The 21,712-nt window shown below is 74.9% G+C and carries 18 protein-coding genes; 9 read left to right on the top strand and 9 right to left on the bottom strand.

Annotated elements, in window-relative coordinates:
* Positions 1–113 precede the first annotated feature (113 nt).
* Positions 114–599 (bottom strand): universal stress protein, encoded by a 486-nt coding sequence (locus tag IF30_RS0125330; RefSeq protein WP_037901152.1) that lies wholly within the window; start codon positions 597–599, stop codon positions 114–116.
* Positions 600–1,003: 404 nt separating this feature from the next.
* Here IF30_RS0125330 and IF30_RS0125325 point away from each other — a divergent pair, with 404 nt between their 5' ends.
* From IF30_RS0125325 to IF30_RS0125315, 3 genes are all read left to right on the top strand, one after another.
* Positions 1,004–1,228, top strand: a complete 225-nt coding sequence (locus IF30_RS0125325) for a hypothetical protein (RefSeq protein ID WP_030242628.1) — start codon at positions 1,004–1,006, stop codon at positions 1,226–1,228.
* Positions 1,229–1,245: 17 nt separating this feature from the next.
* Positions 1,246–2,628: a diaminopimelate decarboxylase gene (lysA, locus tag IF30_RS0125320; RefSeq protein WP_037901150.1), complete on the top strand. Its 1,383-nt coding sequence runs from the start codon at positions 1,246–1,248 to the stop codon at positions 2,626–2,628.
* A 214-nt stretch (positions 2,629–2,842) separates the two neighbouring features.
* Entirely contained in the window at positions 2,843–3,439 is a 597-nt protein-coding gene (locus tag IF30_RS0125315) for an isochorismatase family protein (RefSeq protein WP_030242625.1), read from the top strand.
* A 400-nt stretch (positions 3,440–3,839) separates the two neighbouring features.
* Here IF30_RS0125315 and IF30_RS0125310 read toward each other — a convergent pair whose 3' ends face one another.
* Both IF30_RS0125310 and IF30_RS0125305 read right to left on the bottom strand, forming a co-directional pair.
* Positions 3,840–4,502 (bottom strand): NADPH-dependent F420 reductase, encoded by a 663-nt coding sequence (locus tag IF30_RS0125310; protein ID WP_030242623.1) that lies wholly within the window; start codon positions 4,500–4,502, stop codon positions 3,840–3,842.
* A 295-nt stretch (positions 4,503–4,797) separates the two neighbouring features.
* The gene (locus IF30_RS0125305) at positions 4,798–5,196 is read right to left on the bottom strand and encodes a VOC family protein (protein WP_030242622.1); all 399 of its coding nucleotides are present in this window, start codon (positions 5,194–5,196) and stop codon (positions 4,798–4,800) included.
* A 107-nt stretch (positions 5,197–5,303) separates the two neighbouring features.
* On the opposite strand from IF30_RS0125305, the gene IF30_RS0125300 reads away from it, so the two are divergent.
* The gene (locus tag IF30_RS0125300) at positions 5,304–6,365 is read left to right on the top strand and encodes a helix-turn-helix transcriptional regulator (protein WP_030242620.1); all 1,062 of its coding nucleotides are present in this window, start codon (positions 5,304–5,306) and stop codon (positions 6,363–6,365) included.
* A 22-nt stretch (positions 6,366–6,387) separates the two neighbouring features.
* Here the strand turns inward: IF30_RS0125300 and IF30_RS0125295 are convergent, their stop codons facing one another.
* Positions 6,388–6,801: a Fur family transcriptional regulator gene (locus tag IF30_RS0125295; protein ID WP_030242618.1), complete on the bottom strand. Its 414-nt coding sequence runs from the start codon at positions 6,799–6,801 to the stop codon at positions 6,388–6,390.
* Between the two features lie 278 nt (positions 6,802–7,079).
* On the opposite strand from IF30_RS0125295, the gene katG reads away from it, so the two are divergent.
* Entirely contained in the window at positions 7,080–9,296 is a 2,217-nt protein-coding gene (katG, locus tag IF30_RS0125290) for a catalase/peroxidase HPI (protein ID WP_030242617.1), read from the top strand.
* Between the two features lie 139 nt (positions 9,297–9,435).
* On the opposite strand, the gene IF30_RS0125285 is transcribed toward katG, so the two are convergent.
* The 3 genes from IF30_RS0125285 to IF30_RS41990 all read right to left on the bottom strand — a co-directional run bounded on the left by IF30_RS0125285 (position 9,436) and on the right by IF30_RS41990 (position 12,203).
* Entirely contained in the window at positions 9,436–10,125 is a 690-nt protein-coding gene (locus IF30_RS0125285) for a response regulator (RefSeq protein ID WP_030242614.1), read from the bottom strand.
* Positions 10,122–11,363, bottom strand: a complete 1,242-nt coding sequence (locus IF30_RS0125280; RefSeq protein ID WP_234322835.1) for a sensor histidine kinase — start codon at positions 11,361–11,363, stop codon at positions 10,122–10,124. The genes IF30_RS0125285 and IF30_RS0125280 overlap by 4 nt, the downstream gene beginning before the upstream one ends.
* 303 nt (positions 11,364–11,666) lie before the next feature.
* Positions 11,667–12,203, bottom strand: coding sequence for a hypothetical protein (locus IF30_RS41990; RefSeq protein ID WP_051711106.1), 537 nt, complete (start codon positions 12,201–12,203; stop codon positions 11,667–11,669).
* Positions 12,204–12,565: 362 nt separating this feature from the next.
* On the opposite strand from IF30_RS41990, the gene IF30_RS0125270 reads away from it, so the two are divergent.
* From IF30_RS0125270 to IF30_RS0125255, 4 genes are all read left to right on the top strand, one after another.
* The gene (locus IF30_RS0125270; protein WP_030242611.1) at positions 12,566–12,745 is read left to right on the top strand and encodes a hypothetical protein; all 180 of its coding nucleotides are present in this window, start codon (positions 12,566–12,568) and stop codon (positions 12,743–12,745) included.
* A 207-nt stretch (positions 12,746–12,952) separates the two neighbouring features.
* Positions 12,953–13,132: a hypothetical protein gene (locus IF30_RS0125265; RefSeq protein ID WP_030242609.1), complete on the top strand. Its 180-nt coding sequence runs from the start codon at positions 12,953–12,955 to the stop codon at positions 13,130–13,132.
* 120 nt (positions 13,133–13,252) lie between these two features.
* The gene (locus IF30_RS0125260; RefSeq protein ID WP_030242606.1) at positions 13,253–16,591 is read left to right on the top strand and encodes a type 2 lanthipeptide synthetase LanM family protein; all 3,339 of its coding nucleotides are present in this window, start codon (positions 13,253–13,255) and stop codon (positions 16,589–16,591) included.
* Positions 16,592–16,950: 359 nt separating this feature from the next.
* Positions 16,951–18,948, top strand: coding sequence for an ATP-binding cassette domain-containing protein (locus IF30_RS0125255; RefSeq protein WP_030242604.1), 1,998 nt, complete (start codon positions 16,951–16,953; stop codon positions 18,946–18,948).
* A 136-nt stretch (positions 18,949–19,084) separates the two neighbouring features.
* Here IF30_RS0125255 and IF30_RS50295 read toward each other — a convergent pair whose 3' ends face one another.
* Both IF30_RS50295 and IF30_RS0125245 read right to left on the bottom strand, forming a co-directional pair.
* Entirely contained in the window at positions 19,085–20,092 is a 1,008-nt protein-coding gene (locus IF30_RS50295; protein WP_051711104.1) for a JmjC domain-containing protein, read from the bottom strand.
* Between the two features lie 77 nt (positions 20,093–20,169).
* Entirely contained in the window at positions 20,170–21,258 is a 1,089-nt protein-coding gene (locus tag IF30_RS0125245) for a cytochrome P450 (RefSeq protein WP_158835467.1), read from the bottom strand.
* Positions 21,259–21,712: the final 454 nt, after the last annotated feature.

Raw genomic sequence — 21,712 nt, 5'->3', positions numbered from 1 at the left:
GGTTGGGGGGTTGGGGGCGTTGGGGCACGACGATGCCACCGGACGACGAACGCCTGCGCCGCCACGCATCGGCGTGGAGACGCAGGCGGAGGCCCCGGAACGGCGGCCGGGCGTCAGCGGGCCAGGAGCGGCAGCGGGGCGCCGGTGCGGGCGGGGAGTTCGAGGCGGGTGAGGAGGGCCGAGGGGGAAACCTCGACCACGCGGCAGCCGGCCCGGTGGCGGCAGTACCGGGCGACGGAGCCGTGCCGCAGCCGGTCGAAGCGGCGGCGGGTGGCGGCGCCGAGGACGAGCAGGTCCGCCGGGCCGGTGACGGCGCCGACCAGCGCGGGCCCGGGGGCGGCGTCGACCACCAGCGGGTGGATGACCAGGCCGGACGGGTAGCCGCCGTAGGCCTGCTCGAAGGCGATGTCGAGGCGTCGACGGGCGGCCTGCTCCGGTTCGCGGCGCGGGCGCGGACCCTCCCGGCCGTCGGCCGTCCAGGCCGCGACGGGCACCAGCACCGCCTGGTGCCGGGCCGCCTCGCCGACGGCGTGATAGAGGGCGGCCAGACTGCTCAGTGATCCGCTCAGGCCGACGATCACTCGGGTGGTCCCGGTCATGGCCGTTCGCCTCCGTCTCTCCGGATTCGCTCCGGTGGTCTGTCCGGTGGTCTGCCGGGTGGGGGTTCGCCGGGGCGCTGCTCCTCGCATCGGATGCCTCCAGTGAACCCCGGAACGGCCCCCTCCGTACCGGCGCTGACGCCACCATGACGGCGGCCGCACCCGTCTTGACGATCTTCTGACGGCCGCGCACACCGCGACGGTCCTCGGCGGAGGCCCGGTGCCGTCCCGGCCCCGGTGGCAGCCCGGCGCGAACTGGATCACGCGGCCGCCCCGCCGTCAGGAGGGCGTCAGGGACGGCGGACCGGGCGTAGGGCCTGCGTCAAGGGCGGGTGCGGCCGGTGCGCGAAGGGCCTCCACTGGAGGTGAACGGCCGTACGGCCACCACTCGAAGGGATCCCGCCATGACCGACACCGCCCTCGCCGTCGAGTCGCCGCTACGACGGGCCGGCCGGCTGGACGACCGCCCGGCGGCCCCGGGACCGCCGGTGCGGACGGCCCCGGGGCGCTTGGCCGTCGTCCCCGAACCCGAACCCGGACCCGCGGCCGTACCCGTACCCGTACCCGCGGGCGCCCACGACCGCGGCCGCCCCGCCCACTGCCGCATCGCGATGCACTTCGAAGACTGAATCCGAGGAGCGCCACCATGACCCGGCTCACCGCCCCATCACCCGCGACCGGCGACCCCGCCGCAGCCCCGGCCCCCGCCCCCGTCCCCGCCGCAGCCGACGCGCTCGGCAGCCCCTGGCCGGCCTCGGCCCGGCCCGGGCGGGGAGCCGATCTGCTGGTCGGCGGGGTGGGGCTGGCCGAGGCCGCCGAGCGGTTCGGCACCCCGCTGTACGTGCTGGACGAGGGCGAGGTCCGCGCCCGCGCCCGGGCGTACCGGCGGGCGCTGCCGCACGCCGAGGTGCTGTACGCGGCCAAGGCGTTCCTGTGCAGTGCGATGGCCGACTGGGTGGCCGACGAGGGCCTGGGGCTGGACGTCTGCTCGGCGGGTGAACTGCGGCTGGCGGTCGCCGCCGGGTTCCCGGCACGGCGGATCCTGCTGCACGGCAACGCGAAGTCCCCGGAGGAGCTGCGGTTGGCGCGGCGGCTGCGGGTCGGGCGGATCGTCATCGACGGCCCGGCGGAGATCGCGCGGCTGGCCGCGCTGGTGGCCGCCGACGCGCCGCAGCGGGTGCTGGTCCGGGTGGTCCCGGGGATCGCGGCCGGGCACCACGCGGCGGTGCGGACCGGCGTCGGTGGGCAGAAGTTCGGCTTCCCCGTCCGGGGCGGTGAGGCGGCCGACGCGATCGCCCGGGTGCTCGACCAGTCGGGCCTCGAACTGGCCGGTCTGCACTGCCACTTGGGCTCGCAGATCACCGAAGTCGAGCCGTATCTGCGGGCGGTGGACGCGCTGGTGCGGCTGCTCGCCGAGGTGCGGGAACGGCACGGCGTGGAACTGGACGAACTGGACCTCGGCGGCGGCCACGGCATCCGCTACCTCCCCGAGGACGCCGAGTTCGACCTCGCCGAGTTCGCCGTCCGGGTGGCCGACCGGCTGGCGGTGCGCTGCGCGGAGGCGGGCCTGGAGGTGCCGCGCCTGCTGGTCGAGCCCGGCCGCGCGATCGCCGGACCGGCGGCGGTGGCGGTGTACCGGGTGCTGTCGGTGAAGCGCGGGGCCGACGGTCACTGCTTCGTCGCGGTGGACGGCGGGATGAGCGACAACCCGCGCCCGGCGCTGTACGGATCGCCGTACAGTGCGCGGCTGGTCGGCCGTCGCCCGGGGGCGGGCGCGATGCGGGCGGACGTGGTCGGCCGCCACTGCGAAGCCGGGGACGTGCTCGTCAGGGGCGTCGCCCTGCCCGCCGATCTGCGCCCGGGGGGCCTGCTGGCGGTTCCTGCGGCCGGCGCCTACCAGCTGTCGATGGCGTCCGGCTACAACCTGGTGGGACGTCCGGCGGTCGTCGCCGTGCGCGACGGCCGGGCCCGGCTGCTGATCCGCAGGGAGACGGTCGAGGACTTCCGCCTGCGCGAGGTCGGCCGCTGAGGGGACGAGGGGGACGAAGAAGGGGAGGGGCGGTGGTGCGTGGGAAGTCGGCTCGGCCGACTTCCCACGCACGTGAGGTCGGGCGGGGCGAATGCCGACTCCGCCCGGTGGCGGAGCCGTCCGGGTGAACGGCCGCCGGGATCCTTCGTCCACGCCCGACGGGCGCGCCAAGCTGGGCGGCGCAGATCCCGCACTTCCGAGGAAAGGCCGGCCGATGACCCGTGCGCTGATCGTGGTGGACGTACAGAAGGACTTCTGCGAGGGCGGAAGCGTCCCGGTCGGAGGTGGCGCCGACCGGGCGCGGGCGATCGCGGACCTCGTCCAGGGGCCCGAGCGCAACGGGTGGAGCCGGGTGGTCGCGACCCGGGACCACCACGTCGACCCGGGCGGTCACTTCTCGCCGGACCCGGACTTCCGTGACTCCTTCCCGGTGCACTGCGTGGCGGGCAGCGAGGGCGGCGAGTTCCACCCGCTGTTCGCCCCGGCCGTCGAGGCCGGCGCCGTGGACGAGGTGTTCTACAAGGGCGCGCACTCGGCGTCCAAGAGCGGCTTCGAGGGTTTCACCGCCGAGGGCACGCCGATGGCGGACTGGCTGCGCGACCAGGGCGTCGACGCGGTGGACGTGGTCGGCATCGCCACCGACCACTGCGTGAAGGCCACCGCGCTGGACGCCGTCAAGGCCGGGTTCACCACCCGTGTCCTGCTGGACTACACGGCGGGCGTCGCGGCCGACACCACGGACGCCGCGCTCGGGGAACTCGGCCGGGCGGGCGTGGACCTGGCGGGCACGCCGGTCGTCCTGGCCGGATGACGGAACGGCTTCCGCAGCCCGCCCTCCTCGCGTCCGGGTCCTGGCGGCGTGGGGAGGGCGGGCGTTCGCCGTGACCCGCTCACCGCCTGCTTCCCCGAGAACGCGCCGGTCGAGGCCGCCGTCGCCCACCTGGACGCCGGCGACCTCGCCGCCCTCGGACCGATCCTCACCGCCGGGCAGGCCTCACTGCGCGACGACTACCTGGTCTCCTGCACGGAGACCGGCCTCGCCGTCGAGGCCGTCGTGGCCGCCGGCGCCGACGGCGCGCGGATGACCGGCGGCGGCCGGGCGCGTCGCCGCGCACGTCGCCGCCGCCTTCCGGGCCGCCGGGTGCGCCGAGCCGCACACCCTCACGGCCGTCCCGCCCGAGGGGGCGCGCCGACTGGGCTGAGCCGCGCCGTCAGGCCCGGTGGGCCGCCGGGCGCTCCGGGGGCGCCTCCGCGAGCGCCCGGGTCACGGCCTCGACGCCGGCCCGCAGCCCGTACACCGGGGTGGCCGGCTGCTGGCGCCAGGAGTCGTCGATGCCGCCCGCGTCCACCGTGTCGAAGCCCAACTCGTCGACCAGGTCCCGGACGACGCGCTTGGCCGCCTCGTCGTCCCCCGCGACCGGTACGGCGATCCGCTCCGGGTCGCCCGCCGGGAGCGGACGCTCCAGCAGGTCCTGCGCGTACGTGCCGTTGAACACCTTCACCACCGGGTGGCCCAGGTGCTGCTCCGTCCACCGGCTCTCGGTGAGGCCGCCGTCCTCGATCGCGTCGATCCGGCCGTCGCGCTCCTTCGGGTAGTAGTTGCCGGTGTCGATCACGGCCACCCCGTCGGCGGCCTCGTCGAACAGACCGGCGGGCAGGTCCGGCACGTTCTTCAGCGGAACGGTGACGACGACGACCTGCGCGCCCCGCGCCGCCTCGGCGACCGTGACCGCCTTCGCGCCGGTCTCCTCGACCAGGGCCTTCAGCGTCTCCGGGCCGCGCGAGTTGGCCACCGAGACCTCGTGCCCGAGCGCGGTCAGCCGTCGCGTCAGGTTGCCGCCGATGTTTCCTGCGCCGATGATGCCGATCTTCATGGGAATCCCCTCGTCGTGGCGTGCCGCACTGACCCGTCGCCTTGGCCCAACCACGCGGTGATCGTTCCGATTCCCGGTCGGGGCGGCTCTCCCCGACCCGGCCTCGGTTCGCCCGGCTGTGCGGGTGGGCGGCCGATCCGGCGGGGGAGCAGCTGCCGGTGTCGACGGGCGTCCGGTCGTCCCCGCCGCGGGGCGCGGCCCGGCTCGTGACGGACCGAATGCCGTTCCGGTGCCCCGCCGCCCGCCCCGCCGCCCGCCCGGCCGGTCTCCGGCCGGTGGCGTCGTCCCGGAGCCGTCAGCGGGCGAACCTCTCGATGGCCGCCGGGGTGACGGGGGTGAAGAAGTTGACGAGGTTGCCGTCGGGGTCGCGGAGCAGGAGCGAGCGGTTGCCCCAGGGCATGGTGGTGGGCTCGGTGACGAAGTCGGCGGCGGAACCGGCCAGGTTCCGGTGGACGCCGTCGACGTCGGCGACCAGGAACTCGATGATCACGCTGCTGTTCTCGGCCGGCCGGGCGCAGCCGGGCGCGAACAGGGCCACGGTGCGGGTGCTGCCGATCGCGAGGGTTCCGCAGGGGGTCCGCAGTTCGGCGAAGTCCTCGGTGGACCAGTGCGCCCGCACGCCGGTGGCCTGCTCGTAGAAGCCGACGAGGCGGGCGATGTCGCCGGTGATGATCCGGATCGAAACGAGGTCCATGGTGCTCTCCGTGCTCGGGTGGGTGGCGCCGTTGTCCGGCGTCGCACCCGGACGCTAGAGCAGATAGTGGACAGAACCGGTCCGGTATCACCGCTAGGCTCGGGGCCATGCCTCGACCCACCGGCCGCGTGCTCGCCCTCCTGGAACTGCTGCAGTCGGGCGGGATCAGAACGGTGGCCGAACTCGCCGCCCGGCTCGGCGTCGACGGGCGTACCGTGCGGCGCTACGTGGACCACCTGGTCGACCTCGACATCCCCGTCGAGGCGGTCCGCGGCCGCTACGGCGGCTACCGGCTGGCCCCCGGGTACCGCCTGCCGCCGCTCATGCTCAACGACGACGAGGCGCTGGCCGTGCTGCTCGGCCTCGCCGCGGCCCGCCGGACGGGGCTGCTGACGGCGGCCGCGACCGCGGGCGAGACGGCGGCGGCCAAGATCCGCCGGGCGCTGCCCCAACGGCTCGCGCACCGCCTCGACGCCGTCATGGAGTCCCTCGCCTTCACGGCCGCGCCGCGCGAGTCGGCCACCCCGGAGACGGGCGTCCTGCTCGCCGTCGCCGACGCGGTGCGCCACCACCGCCCGGTCTCGATCAGGTACACCGGCCGGGACGGCCGACGGAGCGAACGCACGCTGCACCCGTACGGCATCGTCACGCACCTGGGCCGGTGGTACGTCACCGGCGCCGATCCCGGGATCGGCGAGGACCGGACCTTCCGGCTCGACCGGATCGCGGACGCGCGGGCCCTGCCGGGCTCGTTCGAGCCGCCCGCCGGGCTCGATCCGGTGCAGCGCGTCCTGTCCGGGCTGGCCACGGCGGCCCACCGGCACGAGGTGACGCTGCGGATCCACGGGACGGTCGAACAGGTCCGCGCCCGCCTACCCGCCGACCTCGCCACGGTGGAGGAGACCGGCAGCCCGGCGGAACCCCGGAGCCCGGCGGCACCCGGGAGCCCGGAGGGCCCCGGGCCGGGGGCGGAGCCCGCGGCCGCGCAGGGCGCCGGCCCGCACGCCGAGCGTTGGCTCCGCGTCGAGTTGCGGGCGGAGCGGCTGGACTGGCTGCCTCCGCTGCTCGCCTCGCTCGACCGGCCGTTCGTCATCGAGCGGCCGGACGAACTGCGCGACCTCGTCGTCGCGCTGGCCGACCGGCTCGCAGCCTCTGCCCGCCGGGCGTGACGCCGCCGGCCGTACCGGGGGCTCAGCCCGCGCAGGCCGGGCAGAGCCCCCGGTAGGTGACCTCGGCCTGCGAGACGGTGAATCCGTAGCGCTGCTCCGCCGGGAGGTCGGCGAGCGGGTTGCCGTGGGGGTGGACGTCGCGGATGGTGCCGCAGCCGGTGCAGACCAGGTGCTGGTGCGGGTGGTGGGCGTTGGGGTCGTAGCGCTTGGCGCGCCCGTCGGTGGAGACCTCGACGACCTCGCCGAGGGTGACCAGCTCGCCGAGGGTGTTGTAGACCGTGGCGCGGGAGATCTCCGGGAGGCGGTCCGCCGCCCGGGCGTGCACCTCGTCCGCGGTCAGGTGCACGTGTTCGCCGTCCAGGACCTCGGCCACGACTCTCCGCTGGGAGGTCAGGCGCCAGCCGCGCCCGCGCAGCCGCTCCAGCAGGTCACTCATATCGGTTCACCTATTCAGGTCAAGGGGAGGACCGGAGTTTACCAATGCACATCCTGTGCCGTCCGGATCCCGATGGGATATGGGTTTGGTGTCTTTCTTGACTTGGATTCCGTCCATCGTAGGATCGGCTCCGGCGCTAGCCTGGGTAGCAGCAGCACGTGGCTCCCGTTGTTGCACGACGCAGCAGCAACACGTGGCATGCGGCTCCAGACAGCGCCAGTTGGTGCCGAAGGTAGCTAGAAAGACACCGTGATCCGCCTTGTGAGGGAAGGATTCCCATGTCTGACATCCACGATGCAACCGGCGTAGAGGCGAAGGCGGAGGGCTGCCCGGTGAACCACGGGCGTGCGCCGCACCCCACCCAGGGCGGCGGGAACCGCCAGTGGTGGCCGGAACGGCTCAATCTGAAGATCCTTGCCAAGAACCCCGCCGTCGCCAACCCGCTCGGCGCGGAGTTCGACTACGCGGCGGCCTTCGACTCGCTCGACCTCCCCGCCGTGAAGCGGGACATCCAGGAGGTCCTCACGACCTCCCAGGACTGGTGGCCGGCCGACTACGGCAACTACGGCCCCTTCATGATCCGCATGGCCTGGCACAGCGCCGGCACCTACCGGATCAGCGACGGCCGCGGCGGCGCCGGCGGCGGCCAGCAGCGCTTCGCCCCGCTGAACAGCTGGCCCGACAACGCGAGCCTGGACAAGGCCCGCCGCCTGCTGTGGCCGGTGAAGAAGAAGTACGGCCGCAGCCTGTCCTGGGCCGACCTGATCGTCCTGGCCGGCAACGTCGCCCTGGAGGAGATGGGCTTCCGCACCTTCGGCTTCGGCGGCGGCCGGGTGGACGAGTGGGAGCCCGACGAGGACGTCTACTGGGGCCCCGAGACCACCTGGCTCGCCGACCAGCGCTACACCGGCGACCGCGAGCTGGAGAGCCCGCTGGCCGCCGTCCAGATGGGCCTGATCTACGTCAACCCCGAGGGCCCCAACGGCAACCCGGACCCGATCGCCGCCGCCCGCGACATCCGCGAGACGTTCTACCGGATGGCGATGAACGACGAGGAGACCGTCGCGCTGATCGCCGGCGGCCACACCTTCGGCAAGACCCACGGCGCCGGCCCGGCGGACAACGTCGGCCCGGAGCCCGAGGGCGCCCCGATGGAGCAGCAGGGCCTCGGCTGGAAGAGCGCCTTCGGCACCGGCGTGGGCGGCGACGCGATCACCAGCGGCCTCGAAGGCGCCTGGACCCCGACCCCGATCACCTGGGACAACAGCTTCTTCGAGACGCTGTTCGGCTACGAGTGGGAGCTCACCAAGAGCCCGGCCGGCGCCCACCAGTGGAAGCCGAAGGACGGCGCCGGCGAGGGCACCGTCCCCGACGCCCACGACCCGGCCAAGCGCCACGTGCCGATCATGCTCACCACCGACCTGTCGCTGCGCTTCGACCCGGTCTACGAGCCGATCTCCCGGCGCTTCCTGGAGAACCCGCACGAGTTCGCGGACGCCTTCGCCCGCGCCTGGTACAAGCTGACCCACCGCGACATGGGCCCGATCGTCCGCTACCGCGGCCCCGAGGTCCCCACCGAGCAGCTGCTCTGGCAGGACCCGCTGCCGCAGGTCTCGTACGAGCAGGTCGAGCCGGCCGACGTCGCCGACCTCAAGCGCCGGATCAACGCCACCGGCCTGTCGGTGGCCGAGCTGGTCTCCACCGCCTGGGCGTCGGCCTCCACCTTCCGCTCCAGCGACAAGCGCGGCGGCGCCAACGGCGCCCGGATCCGGCTGCAGCCGCAGATCGGCTGGGAGGTCAACGAGCCCGACCGGCTGGCGTCGGTGCTGCGCACCCTGGAGGGCGTGCAGCAGGAGTTCAACGCGCAGGCCGGCGACAAGCAGGTCTCGCTGGCCGACGTGGTGGTGCTGGCCGGCGGCGTCGGCGTCGAGCAGGCGGCCAGGGCGGCCGGCCTCGCCGTCGAGGTGCCGTTCGCGCCCGGCCGGGTGGACGCGTCGCAGGAGCTCACCGACACCGAGTCCTTCGCCGCACTGGAGCCCAAGGCGGACGGCTTCCGCAACTGGGTCGGCAAGGGCAACCGGCTGCCGGCCGAGCACCTGCTGCTCGACAAGGCGAACCTGCTGGGCCTGAGCGCCCCGGAGCTGACCGTGCTGGTCGGCGGCCTGCGCGTCCTGGGCGCCAACCACGGCCAGTCGGCGCACGGCGTGTTCACCGAGACGGTCGGCGTGCTGACGAACGACTTCTTCGTCAACCTGCTGGACCTGGACACCCGTTGGACCGCCACCTCGGAGGACTCGCACACCTTCGAGGCGCGGGACGCCGAGGGCCGGGTCAAGTGGACCGGCACCCGGGCCGACCTGGTATTCGGCTCGAACGCCGAACTGCGGGCCGTCGCCGAGGTGTACGCGAGCGACGACGCCAAGGAGAAGTTCGTCGCGGACTTCGTCGCGGCCTGGGTCAAGGTCATGAACGCGGACCGCTTCGACCTCGTCTGACAGGCGCCGGTCCGTACCGGCCCGCTCCGGCGCCGTACGGTCCGTACCGGTGACCGGCCGCGGGAGCCCGGGGGCATCTCCCCGGGCTCCCGCGGTGCGTCCGCGCCGGCCGTCACCGGCCGCCGCCACGGCCCGCCCGTCACCGCCGCCGGTCGGCGGACCCCACGCTGACCAGCCCCGTCTCGTACGCCGCGACCACCACCTGGGCCCGGTCCCGCAGGCCCAGCTTGCCGAGGATCCGGGCCACGTGCGTCTTCACCGTCGCCTCGGACAGCTGCAGCCCGGCGGCGAGTTCGGCGTTGCTGAGGCCGCGCGCGAGCAGCGCCGTCACCTCCAGCTCGCGCGGGGTGAGCGTGCCCAGCTCCCGGTGCGGCGCGGCGGCCGTCGGGGTGTCCGGGCGGGCGAAGCGCTCGACCAGGCGGCGGGTGATGGCCGGGGCCAGCAGCGCGTCCCCCGTGCGGACCAGCCGGACGGCGGCGGCCAGGTGCTCCGGGGTGACGTCCTTGAGCAGGAAGCCGCTCGCGCCGGCGGCCATCGCCGCGTAGACGTAGTGGTCGAGGTCGAAGGTGGTCAGCATGATGATCCGCGGCGGTTCCTGCGCCGGGGCGGCGAGGATGCGGCGGGTGGCCTCCAGCCCGTCCAGGCCGGGCATCCGGATGTCCATCAGGACGACGTCCGGTCCGGTCCGGCGGACGGCGGCGACGGCCTGCTCGCCGTCCTCGGCCTCGCCCACCACCTCGATCCCCTCCGACTCCAGGATCAGCCGGAAGCCGGTGCGGACCAGGGCCTGGTCGTCGGCGACCACCACCCGCAGGGGTTGCGCAGTCATGAACTCTCCAGCGGGATCAGGGCCGTGACGCGGTAACCGCCGCGAGGCCGGGGGCCGGTGTGCAGGGTGCCGCCGTAGACGGCGAGGCGTTCGCGCAGGCCGAGCAGGCCGCGGCCCTTTCCGGTGGCGGCGGCGCCGGTGGGCCGGCCGCCGGTATCGGCGACCTCCACCCTCAGGTGGGCGGGGGCGTACTCGACGGTGACCTCGGCGGCGGCGCCGGCCGCGTGCTTGACGGTGTTGGTCAGGGCTTCCTGCACCACCCGGTAGGCGGCCAGTTCGACCCCGGGCGGGACGGCGCGGCGCTCACCCCGGACGGCGAGTTCGACCGGCAGCCCGGCCCGCCGGACGCCCTCGACCAGGGCGTCCAGGCGGCCGAGGCCGGGCTGGGGGCTGAGCTCGGCGTCGGCGGCCGGATCGCCACCGCCCTCCGAGTCGATCGTCAACAACCCCATGACGTGCCGTAGTTCGGTCATCGCTGCCCGCCCGCCGGACTCCACCGCGGCCATCGCCTCGCGGGCCCTGCCCGGGGCGCTGTCCAGGATCTTGCGGGCCGCCCCGGCCTGGATCGTCATCATGCTCACGTTGTGGGTGACGACGTCGTGCAACTCCCGGGCGATGCGAGCCCGTTCGAGCTCCACCGCGCGGTCCAGCGCGGCCAGCTGCTCGCGCTCCAGGGCGGAGAGCCGCTCGCGCCCCTCGTCCGCCCGGCGGCGCCACATCCGCAGCTCGTAGGCGACCGCGAACACCGGCACCAGGACCAGCACGGCGATCACCCCGTTGGGGAAGTGCGGCAGCTTGGCCTCGGAGAAGAGCACCACCAGCCCGGCGGTCGCAGCCGGCAGGCCGAACAGCAGGGCCGTGCGGCGGCGCCCGTAGGCGGCGGCGCTGTACGCGGCGACGATCACCACCAGGCCTGCCGAGTACGCGATGTCCTGCGACTGGTGGCGGACCAGCAGCGCGGCCGGCAACACCGCCCACAGCACCGTCAGCGGGAAACGGCGGCGCAGCGCCAGCGGCAGCGGCACGAGCGGCACCAGTGGCAGCAGCCAGAGCACGGTGGGCGTCCGCGGGTCGTCCGCGAGGACGGCGTAGCGGCCGCCGACGAGTGCGAGGAGGAGGGCCAGGGCCGCGTCGAAGGCCTGGGCGCGCCGGGTCGGCCGGGGCGGCGGCGCGGCGCCCGGACCCTCGGCCGGGTGCAGTGCCGCGCGTAACCGTCGCACCGTCGGATGGTTGATCACCGGGACATTGTGGGGCCCGGGCACCCCGGGGGACAGCCCCGCGAGTGGCTGCGGCCGGTACATCCGGCGACTACCCCGCACGGATGACACCGCGCCCGGCCCGCCGGACGGGGAGCGGAGGTCGCCGCGGGCGGGGCTTGCGTGCGGCAGGGTCCGCGGCTCGGCGGGACGGGAGCGGTGCGGGTGCCGTGCCGGATGCCGGGAGGGCCAGGGCTTGCCGGGCTGCTCGTCGGCCGGCTGCTCCGCCCGCTCCGCCCTGTCCGCCCGCTCCGCCCTGTCCGTCCTTTCCGCCTGTTCCGCCGCCTACTCCGCCGGTTTCGCCGCCTGCGCCGCCTGGTCCTCCGCCGCCTTCTGCTTCTCGGCCTTCTCCTCCGCCGCCCGGACCTGTTCGGTGAAGGTGTCGGCATCGATCCGCTCGACCTTCGCGCCGTGGCGGGCGGCCAGTTCGTCGGCCGGCCCGGGCGAGGCCTCGCGGACCTCCAGGACGAGCAGCGCGCCGCCGTCCGGCACCCGGGTCGAGAGCACGATCAGCGCGGCGCCGGTCTCCGACGCCAGGTGCTCCTCCGCCGCGTTGCCGAGCGCAGCACCCGCCGCGAAGCCCAGCAGCACGCCGACCGGCCCGCCGAGCAGCCCCACCAGCCCGCCCACCAGTCCCGATCCGACGGTGGCCACGCCCGCGCCCCGGGTGAAGGTGTCCTTGACCGCCAGCAGTCCGTCGGCACTGCGTTCCAGCGCGGCCGCCACCCGCAGGCCGGGCAGGTGCTGGGCCTCGTCGAAGGCCGGTTGCCAGCCGACGGCGTCGGGGAAGGTCAGCAGGACGACGTTGTGCTGGTCGCTCATCGCGCTCCGATCGGGCCGGGTCCGGCGGGTGGCCGGGCTTCCATCGTGATCCTCGGTGCGGTGGCCTGCCACAGGAACGGCATCCTCAAACCTGGTCCGGGGTTCACCGGCCGCCACCACCCGGGTTTCGGACAGGTGTCCGAGGGCCTTCGGTGCCGGTCGGTGCGCGGGGGCGAGGCGGGGACGGCGCGGGGACGGGGAGGTCGGGGGGAGCGGTGGCGCCGGGCGGCCCGGCGAGGCACCGGTTCGATCCTGGCCGAAATTCCGACCGTTGCGGTGCAGGCCCTGGTGTGACGGGCGGGACACTGCCAGGATCCCCACCCGGCACGCCCGTGCCGGACGCACCGCTTCGAGGAGGCCCCATGCAGCCCACGGCTGAGCAGGTTCGCGCGCTCAAGGACGAGGACTTCCGGCTCACCCTCGGCCAGGGCCACCAGGTCCACCCGGCCGGCGAGCCGGCGGACGAGGTCTACGTCACCGGCGCGGTGCAGGCGAGCACCTGCGGCGGCTGGTCGAGCTGCGGGAGCGTCTGCAGCTTCTGACGCCGGAGGGCCGGCCCGGAGCCGGGTCGTGCCGACGGGGGCTGCGCCGGCACGACGGTCGGCTTCCGCCGGACGCCCGATCGTGGGCGATCGTGACCGGAAAACCGGCACCGGGCCGCCGCCACCCTGGTGCGCCCGCCGGGGTACTGACAGGATCCGGACAACCGGCACGACCGTCGCCGGACCGGACCCTCCGAGGAGGCACCCGTGCTACCCGTCGCAGACCAGCTCCGCGCGCTCAAGGACGAGGACTACCGGCTCACCCTCGACCCGGCCAACCGCCCCCACCCGGCGGGCGACCCGGTGAGCGAGCTGTACGTCACGGCCGCCGTACAGCTCAACACCTGCGAGTACCCGTCGAGTTGCTGGCGCATGTGCAGCATGTGAGCCGACACCGCAGGAGGCGCCCCCGGCCGGGAGCGCCTCCCGACCGCCGCCGAGGGGCCGAAGGGCACCGAGGCATGCCGAGGGCGCCGGCCGAGCAGACCAGAGAGGCAGCACCACCCCGTGGTCGACGCGTCCCACTTCCTGCGGGCAGCCGCCCGAGCCGTACCGCTGCACGCCCGTGGCCGGGCGGCACCGGACGGTACCGGTCCCCACTCCGAGGCGGCCGGGCTCGCCGAACGGGCCGCTCGCGCCGCCCGGAAGCTGGAGCGGTGGCGGTCCCAGGCGCCGTTCGACCGGGACGGCTGGTTCGAGCGCCGCCTCGCCGCGGACGGCCTCACCCCGGAAGCCCTTGGCGCCCTCCTCGCCGAGCACCCGGACGCGCTCGCCGACCGCCTCGGACCGCCGCCCTGGGCCGAGCGCCTCGCCGAGGCGTTCCGCAGCGAGGCCGAACCGGATGCCCCGGACGCCCAAGCCGAACCGGCTGCCGTGGTTGCCCCCGCGGCCCCCGCGGACCCCGCCGCTCCGGCCGCCCGGGCCGTTCTGGACGTCCCGGAGGAGCACGCCTTCGCCCGGCTCGTCGCCGCGCTGCTCGCCGACGCCCGTGACCGCCTGTGCGCCGGGATCGCCGCCCTGGACGCCCCCGCCCTCGGCGCCCCCGCCGAGCTGACCGCGCTCGCCCTCCCCGCGCTCACCGCCGCCGCCCACGGGCTGGCCACCCGGACCGTCATCACCGAACTCCATGTCGCCCGCCTCAGCGGGGAGTTGACCGGCGACACCCCCGAGCAGCGGTACCGCGACTTCCTCGGCCGGCTCGCCCGACCCGAGCGGGCCCTGGGACTCCTCGCCGAATACCCGGTCCTGGCGTACCGCCTCGCCACCGCCGCCGACCAGTGGACGAACACCACCCTCACCCTCCTCCGCCGACTCGCCGCCGACCTGCCCGCCCTCCGCGCCGCCTTCGCTGACGGCCGACCGCTCGGCCGGCTCACCGAGCTCGCCACCGGCCTCGGCGACCCGCACCGCGGCGGAGCCACGGTCAGCGCGCTGCGGTTCGAGCACGGCGTCCGGATCGTCTACAAGCCGCGCCCGCTCGGCGCCGAGACCCACTTCCGGCAGCTGCTGCAGTGGCTCAACCCCCAGCTCCGGCGGCCCCTGCTCGACCTGGCCCACGTGGCCGGCGACGGCTACGGCTGGGTCGCCCACCTCACCGCCGAACCCACCCGCAGCGCAGCCGAACTGAGCGACTTCTACCACCGCGCGGGCACCCTCGCCGCCCTGATGTACGCCCTGGACGCGGTCGACTGCCACGCCCAGAACCTGCTCGCCGTCCGCGACCAGCCCGTCCTCATCGACCTGGAGGCGCTCCTCCACCCCGACCTGCACGAGCCCGCCAAGGACCTCTCCGCGTCCGAACGCCTCGCCCGCCACCGGGCCCGGCACTCGGTGCTGCGCTCCGGTCTGCTGCCCGAACGCATGTGGGACGAAGGCAACGGCGGCACCGACCTCTCCGCCCTCGGCTGGGATCCGGCCGGCCTCCCACCCAGGCCGGTGCCCGTCCTGGTCGGCCAGGGGACCGACGAACTCCGCCTGGAGTACCGGAGGTCGCCCGTCGAAGCGCCCGGCAGCCGACCCGTGCCCGCCGGGCACCCGCTGCGACCGGCCGACCACCTGGCGGAGCTGGAGGCCGGCTTCACCGAGGCCTACCGGCTGCTCGCCGCCGGCAAGGACCGGCTCCGCACGCTCCTGCGCGCCTTCGCGGCCGACGAGACGCGGATGCTGCGCCGCGACACCTTCGAGTACCGCAGCCTCCTCAACGCCGCCTGCCACCCCGACCTGCTGCGGGACGCCCTCGACCAGGACCGCCACCTCGACCGGCTCTGGGCGCTCGCCGGCTGGGAGGAGCACGCCCTCGCCTTCGTCGAGCACGAACGCGCCGACCTGTGGCGCGGCGACGTGCCGGTCTTCACCATCCGACCGGACGGCGTCGACGCCCGCTCCGCCACCGGCGCCGTCATCCCCGGAGCCGCCGACCGGCCCGCCCTCGACCTCGCGCTCGCCAAGGCGGACGGTCTCGGCGAGGACGACCTCGCACGCCAACTCCAGCTCCTGCGCCTCTCGGTGACGACGGCCGACGGGTCGCGCGAGCCGCGCCGGGCGGCCCTCGCGGTGGCGGGCGACCAGCCGGCCGCTTCGGACGGCCTGCCGCCCGAAGCGGGGCAGCGGATCGCCGCCCGCGCGCTCGCCAAGGCGGTGGAAGCGGGTGAGCAGCTGCTCCGCGAGGCCTACCGGGGCGGCGCCGACCTCGCCTGGGCAGGCCCCAACTGGACCCCGCCCGGCCGCTGGGCCCCCGCCGAACTCGGCCCCGACCTGTACAGCGGCACCGCCGGCATCGCCCTCTTCCTGCATCAGCTCGCCGTGGTCACCGGTGATCGCGAGCACGAAGAAGCCGCCGGAGCAGCCGAACTGACGTTGCGGCACCAGGTGCGACGACGTGCGGACCGGCTCGGCGGCGGCCTCGCCGGGGCCGGCGGAGTGCTCTACGCCCTCGCCCACCTCGCCGCCGACCGCCCGGGCGCCGTCCACCCCGCCACCGACCGCTCGGCCGCGGTGAACCGCCGCGCCGAACTCGACGCCCTGGCCGGCCTGGTGATCGACCGCGTCGCGGCCACCGCACCCGAGGACACCCTCCACGACCTGCTCTCCGGAAACGCGGGCACCATCGGCGGTCTGCTCGCCTGGGAGGCCGTCCGGCCGGGCAAGGCCGTCACCGCAGCCCTGGTCGCCTGCACCGAACGCCTCGCCCGCAGCGCCGCCCCGCATCCCGACGGCGGCGTCGGCTGGCTCCCCGCCTCGCTCGCCGGGGTGGCGCGCCGCCCCCTGGCCGGTTTCGCCCACGGCGGGTCCGGCGTCGCCTGGGCCCTCGCCCGCGCGGGCCGCCGCCTCGGTGACCGGGAGCTGTCCGAACTCGCCCTCGCCGCCGTGGAGTACGAGCGCACCCTGTTCGACCCGGCCGCCGCCAACTGGCGCGACGTCCGCGAGGACGACGGCCCGCACGCCCCGTCCTTCCCCGCCCTCTGGTGCCACGGCGCATCCGGTATCGCCCTCGCGAGGACCGAACTCGCCGAACTCCTCTCGGACGACGTCGAGTTGCTGCGCAAGGAGCGGGACACCGCGCTCGACACCGTGCGTCGGGAGGGCTTCGGCCTCAACTTCTCCCTCTGCCACGGGGACTTCGGCAACCTCGAAGCCCTGCACCTCGCCGGCGCCCCCTGGCACGCCCCGGCCCTCGCCACGCTGGACGCCCTCGACGCTCGCGGCTGGGTCTGCGGCCTCCCCCACGGCGTCCACAGCCCCTCCCTCATGGTCGGCCTCGCCGGCATCGGCCACGGCCTCCTCCGCCTCGCCGCCCCGGAGCAGGTACCGTCCGTCCTCGCGCTCCACCCGCCGACGGCCTTCTGACCGGCCGACCGCCACCCCCGAGCCGCGGACCGGGCGGCAGGCCCGTCCGATCGTCGGATCACTCGGGTAATCAGCCTGCTTCTGTCGGCCGGCGGACCGGACATCGCGAACGCTCGCGGTGATCGACTGCCACCAACTCGCCGTCCACGGCACGGAATCGACCGGATCGAGTGAGACCGGCCGAGACACGCCGAACACCCCCGCGGGCCGCTGCCAGGATCGGGGTCCGCACCGGCAGCCCGCCCCCGCAGAGCGCCCACCGGCGCCACTGCCCACCCCGTCACGCCCACCAAGGCGACGAGGGCTGCCCGCGTGCGGACCCCGCCGCGGCCACCGGCCGCCGAACCAGGGAGAGCACCGTGTCAGAGCAGACCGTGAAACCCGAGAAGCCCGCCGCCACCCCCGACGCCGCCACCCCCGACGGACTCCAGAACGACGACCACGACGACGACCACGACGACACCCACGACGAGGAACTGCGCCTGCGCTACCCCGGCGACCGCCGCGCCCAGGCCGGCGCATCGATGTCCGCGGGCGCCATGCTGCGCCGCCTGCCGCACCTGGTGCGCCGGGCCATGATGCTCGCCTGGGCGGCGGACCGGACGTCCACCGTGCTGCTGCTGGTCTGCCAGGCGCTGGCGGGCGTGTTCGGGGCGCTCGCGCTGTACGCCACCACCGGCACGCTGGGCGCGCTGCTGGTCCCCGGCCCGGTGACCGACCACCTCCGCACCGCGGCGCCGTCACTGCTCCTGCTGACCGTCTCGGCCGCCCTGCGCGCGGTGCTGGGCATCGCCGTGGTGGGCCTGTCCGGCCGGGTGTCGCCCCGGATCACCCGGGAGGCGGAGCTGGCGCTGATCGGCGCCGGTTGCGCCGCCGAGCTGAAGGCGTACGACGAGCCCGCGTACAACGAGCAGTGGGAGGCCGCCGACCGCGGCGCCTCGACCACGCCGGACCTGCTCTCCAACGCCCAGGACGTGATCGCCTCCACCGTGTCGCTGGCCGCCGCCGCGGGCGTCCTGGCGACGCTGCACCCCTGGCTGGTGCCGCTGCTGCTGCTCGGCTCGGTGCCGACCGCGGTGGCCGCCGTCCGCACCGCCCGGATCCACTACCTGGCGGCGGTGACCACCAACGAGGACCGCGGGGCGCTGCGCGTCTACCGGTGGTTCCTGATCGACAAGACCCGCGCCGACCAGGTCCGTTCGGACCAGGTCACGCCGTTCCTGATGGCCAAGTACCGCCGTGCCGAGGCCAAGATCGTCGCGGCCACCGACCGGGCGACCCGGGAGGCGGCCAAGGTGTCGCTGCTGGCCGCGCTCGGCACCGGGGCCGGCAGCGCGCTGATCTGGGGCACCCTGCTGTACCTGGTGGCGAGCGGCCGGATCGACCTGGCCGCCGCCGGCACCGCCACGTTCGCACTGCGGACGGCCTCCTCCGGCCTGCAGGGCCTGGTCGGCAACGGCGCCCGGCTGTACCGGATGGGCCTCTACCTGGACGACTACTTCACCTTCCTGGACGAGGCGGGCGGCCACCGCATCCGGCGCGGCCACCTCGTGCCCGGCGCCCCGCGGCTGGTCGAGGTGAGCGACGTGAGCCACTCCTACCCGGGCGAGCAGCAGGAACCCGCGCTGGACGGCGTCAGCATGACCCTGCGGGAGGGCGAGGTGGTGGCCGTGATCGGGCAGAACGGCAGCGGCAAGTCGACCCTGCTGAAGCTGCTCTCCGGCCTCTACCTGCCGCAGTCGGGCCGGATCACCTGGGACGGCGTGCCGGTGCAGGAACTGGACGCCGACGGCATGTGGTCCCGGGTGGCCCGGGTGCCGCAGGAGTTCGCCCGCTGGCCGCTGGGCGCCGCCGAGAACGTCCACCTGGGCCACCTCACCGACGAGGTGATGGCGGACGTCGAACGGGCCGCGGCGCGGACCGGCTTCGACGAGACCGTGGGCCGGTTGCGCTCCGGCTGGCGCACACTGCTCGCCCAAGGATGGTGGGGCGGAGCGGAGTTGTCCGGCGGCGGCTGGCAGCGCGCGGCGGTGGCGCGGGCGCTCTACCGTACGGTGCGCAGCCCGGGCCTGCTGATCCTGGACGAGCCCACCTCCGACCTCGACCCGCGCGCCGAGCACCGCATCCTGCACGCCCTGCGGGCCCTTGCCCCCGGGCGGATCACCCTCCTGGTCACCCACAACATCGCCAACGCCGCGGTCGCGGACCGGGTGATCGTGATGGACAAGGGCCGCATCGTCCAGACCGGCACCTGGGCCGAACTCGCCGCCCGTGCGGACGGCCTGTTCCGCGAACTGCTCGATCTGCAGCGCGACCGGACCGTCCCGGTCCAGCGTGCGGCGGGGGAGGAGAGCTGACGGGCGGGTGATCGCGCCGGAGAGCCCGAGGGGCGGGCGGCCGGGAGAACCGGAGAACCGGAGAACCGGAGAACCGGAGGCCGGTGCTATGGCAGCCCCGGGGCCCTCCGGCCCTCCCGGCCGGCGCCCGGGGTCGTCAGTTCGCCGGGCGGGCCGCTTCGCGCAGCCTGCGCCAGGTGCGGCCGACGGCCGCCAGCCCGGCGGGCCCGGTGCCGTGCGCGGTGTCCTCCCAGGTGCGGGCCGCCTCGGCGAACGTCTCCGCCTCCGTGGGCGCGAGCCGCCGCCGAGCCTCGGCCGCTCGGGCGGACGCCAGCAGGTCCTTCGGTTCGGTCGTGTCCAGCTCCGCCCGGGCATGGTCGAGGAGCGCGGCGCAGGCGTCGGCGATCGCGGCCTCGCCCAGCGGGCGGGCCGGGAGGGCGAGCCCTTCGGCCAGCCGCTGTCCGAGGGCCGTCCGCAGGTCCTGCAGCGAGAGGTCGCGGACCGTCAGCGACAGGTGGGCGGAGAGCCCGGCGGCGCCCACCGCCCGGTGCGCGAAGCCGCGCGGGACGTAGAGCACGTCGCCGGGTTCGAGGACGTGCTGGAGGAGCCGCGGCGAACGTTCGTCGTCCGGGAGCTCGCCCAGCGACCAGTCCGCCACCGCCGGAGCGTCGTGGACGTACCAGGTCTTGCGGCCGGCCGCCTGGAGGACGAAGACGTCGGCGTCGTCGCGGTGCACCGCGAGCCCCTGAGCGCCGGCAGGCGTGAGGAAGAAGAACGCCTCCACGCGCCGGTCGAGTTCCTCGGCCAGCCGGGCCGCCAACTCGCCCGTCGGGCGGTGCCACTGGTCGACGCAGCGCAGCAGCAGCGTCGCCCCGGCCCGCAGGCGGGCGATGACCTTCGCGCGGTCGGCGAAGCCGTCGTGCGCCACGCCGTTGACCACGCGCGACGTGGTGTAGGCGTCGGGCGGGACGACGACCTTGTCGGAGCGGACCATCTCCAGGTAGGGGGCGCGCAGCAGCCCGCTGTCGAAGGCGGCGTCCAGTTCGCCGAGGTCGAACGGGGAGGCGGCCCGCCCCGGTGTGAAGACCGCGGGCTCGCGCTGCCACTGGCGGTGGCCGAAGCGGTCGAGGTCGCCGACCCAGTCGGCGAGCGTGGGCGATTCCATGGCGTGTCCCGGGGGTGTCCTGTGTGCGGGGGTCGGGCGGGTGGCGTCGGACTGCGCGGTGCGTACCGCCGGTGCGCTCACGCGCCGACGGACGCCTCGAACCGTACGGAGAGCAGGGAGCGCAGCGGCACGGGCGCGTCCTGGCGCGGGCTGCGGATGACGAGACCGTCGTCGAGGGCAGTGGCCAGCAGGCGTTCGGCCAGGGGGACGACCAGGTGCTTGGCCCAGCAGCGGGCGCCGTCGAACCCGAACGGCATGAACGCGGGCGTCTTCTCCGGGTCCGCCACGCCGCTCCACCGTTCGGGCCGGAATTCCAGCGGATCCTGCCAGTAGTCGGGGTGGCGGTGCATCAGGAGCGGGAGGAGCGCCACGTTGTCCTCGGGGCGGATCTCGGGGTGCAGGCCGGTGTACGCGTCGCCGCCGTTGCGCCACAGCATCCACGCGGGCGGGAGCAGCCGCAGGGTCTCCCAGAGGACGGCGGTGAGGTCGGCGCGGGGTGTCTGCCGGTCCGGCGTCCGCGCTCCGTCCCGTTCCTGTTCCTGCCGCAGGAGCCACAGGGCGTTGCCGGCCAGGGCGGCCACGCCGTCGCAGAGGGTGGCGCTCGCGCGCCGGTACATCGCGATGGCCTGCTTCCGGTCCAGCGGGTCGGAGGCGCCGCGGATCAGCTCGGCCAGCGCGGTCGACCTGCCCGCCGCCTCGGATCCCGGCCAGATGGTGACGGCGCGGTCGACGATCCGGGAGAGCGCGTCGGAGCGGGTGACGCCGCGTTTCGACAGCAGGGAGAGCGGCAGGGGATCGGAGGAGTAGAGCCACCGGCGCAGGTAGGAGGTGGCCGCGTAGGGCCAGGCGCCGGACAGTGCGCGGGTCGGGGGCGGTGGCGTACGGATGGCCGCCGTCACGTCCTGCCCCAGCGCGCGGATGGTCCGGGTCGCGCTGTCGTGGGGGATCTCGGCGCCCGCGGCGGGCTTGTAGACCGAGCGCTCGGTGGGCAGCACGGGGCGCGCCGCGACGATCTCGGCCATCAGGTCGCAGTGGGAGACGCCGACCGTGGTGGCGTCGATCCGGAATACCTTCCCATTCCGGGCGAGCAGGTCCCGGATCCTCGGGGCATAGACGACGGAATGGTCGCGCAGTGCTGCCGGCGCCGTTTCTTCCACTTCTTCCACGGGAATCCAGCCTTTATCGGAATGGCGGTGAAATGCGGTTCCGGGTGGCGCCGGCGAGGGGCGTCAGCACGGCTGCGCCCCCCGCCGACGGTGGCGCATCAGATGACGTGCAGGACCCACGCGTGGGCCGAGAGGTCCTCGTTGCGCTTGAACTTCTTGGCGATCGCCTTGATCATCTTCATGGCTGTCTCCATTCCGTGATAATGGGCAGCGCCGAACCGGCCTGCCCTGTCGGGTCGGCGGATCCGGAATTCCGGCAATGGAACCCGAACCGCTTCGTCTGGTTCAGGACCCTAACCGAAGGAGGCTGTTCCTGACACCCCCCGGACAACATTGATCGAATTTCTGCGCAACGTTAACGGCGCAATTGGTGAGCGGATCGTTATAACCCCGTTCCACGCGGGGTGGAGTCGTGAGGCGGTGCAACCGTGCGCGGGAACGGCGGAGGGCCCCG

This window comes from Streptomyces sp. NRRL S-350, from assembly GCF_000719705.1.
Lineage (GTDB): Bacteria > Actinomycetota > Actinomycetes > Streptomycetales > Streptomycetaceae > Kitasatospora.
Note: the sequence above shows the minus strand (reverse complement) of the source record. Positions and strands in the feature narration are given on the sequence as shown.